Origin of the sequence: Tahibacter caeni, assembly GCF_024609805.1 — a bacterium.
GTDB classification, from domain to species: Bacteria; Pseudomonadota; Gammaproteobacteria; order Xanthomonadales; family Rhodanobacteraceae; genus Tahibacter; species Tahibacter caeni.
On sequence record NZ_JANFVR010000603.1, the window covers coordinates 1 to 1,501 of the forward strand.

General features: G+C 75.2%; 1 pseudogene. It reads right to left on the reverse strand.

The window, feature by feature from the left end:
* Positions 1 to 1,501, reverse strand: a pseudogene (locus NON22_RS24205) (hypothetical protein); the annotation flags it as partial.

A 1,501-nucleotide genomic window follows, 5' to 3' on the forward strand; every position in this document is an offset into this window, starting at 1 on the left:
CTGGCGGCGAGTTCGGCGCGCACAAGCAGGGCCTGCACGAGCACGGGCTGCGCCGATGCGGACAGTGCGACCGGCAGCGCGCGCAACGCGGCGACGATCGCATCGAGTTCGGCCGCGCGTGCGGCCGGTGCGGCGGCGGACAGTTGCGCCTGGCGCAGCCGCAGCAGCAGCCGCAGCAGCGGCAGGTCGGGCAGGTCCGCCGTCGGCGACGGCGACGCTGACCGCGCCTCGGTATCGCGCAGCACGGCGCGCGCGTGGATCGCATCGACCGTGGCTAGCGCGGCGCCGAGCTGCAGGCTCGCGACGAACGCGTCGCGGTTCCATTCGCTGTTGCTCGCATCGGACGCGGCCAGCGCCGCGAGCGCGTCGCGCGCGGATTCGAGGAGCTGCACCGCCTCGGCCGTGTCGCCGCGGGCCAGGCGCGTGCGCGCGAGATGCTGCTGCGCGAGCGCCGCGCGCTGCGGCCAGCGCCGGTCCTCGGGGTGATCGCGGCGCAGCGCGGCGAGCAACGGCAATGCGTCGCGCTGGTACGCCTCGGCCGCCGCCAGATCCGGCACGGCTTCCTCCACACGCGCCTGCCAGATCAGGCTGTCGGCCAGATCGGCCGCTACCGCCGCGTCGCCGGGCCGGCGCTGCAGCACGCCGCGCTTGAGGCGCGCCGACTCGCCGAACCGTGCGCGCGCCGGCTCCAGACGTCGCGCGTCGAAGTCCAGGGTCGCTAGGTTGTTGAGCGCGTAGGACAGCTCGAGCGTGGCTTGACTATCGCCGGGCCGCAGCGCGACGAGGCGCGACGCGGCGGCGCGATAGCGCTGCCAATGGCGTGCCGCCGTCGCGGCGTCGCCGAGTGCGTAGGCGACCTGGCCGCGCCAGAACGCCGCATTGCCGAGTTCCAGCCAGGCCGCGGCATCGTCCGGGTCGCGCTGCACGAGCTGCTCGGCCAGCGCATGCGCGTGCATGAACGCCTCGACCGCGTCGCCGGCGCCGCGCGCGAAACGGATCTCGCCGATCTGGCGCGACGCGCGCAGGCGCAGCAGCTGGGTCGACGCGTCCTCGGGCTGCGCGCGCAGATAATCCAGCGCCGCCGTACCGACCGAATCGAGCACGTCGAGCCGGCCCAGGCCGCGCAAGCGTTCGGTCAGGTCGCCGAGCATGTAGCCGACCAGCGCCTCGGCTTCGGCGCGATGGCGATCGGCTTCGGCGCGCGCCTGCAGCGCGAGCACGCCGGCGGCGACGGCCGCGAACGCGCAGACGAGCAGCAGGCCCAGCGCGAACGCGTTGCGCCGGCGCTGGCGGCGGAAGCGCCGCAGCGAAATCGTGACGAATTCGCGCGTCGCATCATCCAGCGCGGTCTGCGCATCGCGCGCGAGCACACGGGCGTCGTCGAGCTGGCTGCCGCCGGGCAGCAGGAAATCGCGCCGCCGGCCCTCGGCCTGCCAGCGCGCCGACGCCGCCGCGAGCCGCGCGCGTGCCTGCAGCAGCCGGCGGTTCTCGGCGATCCAGT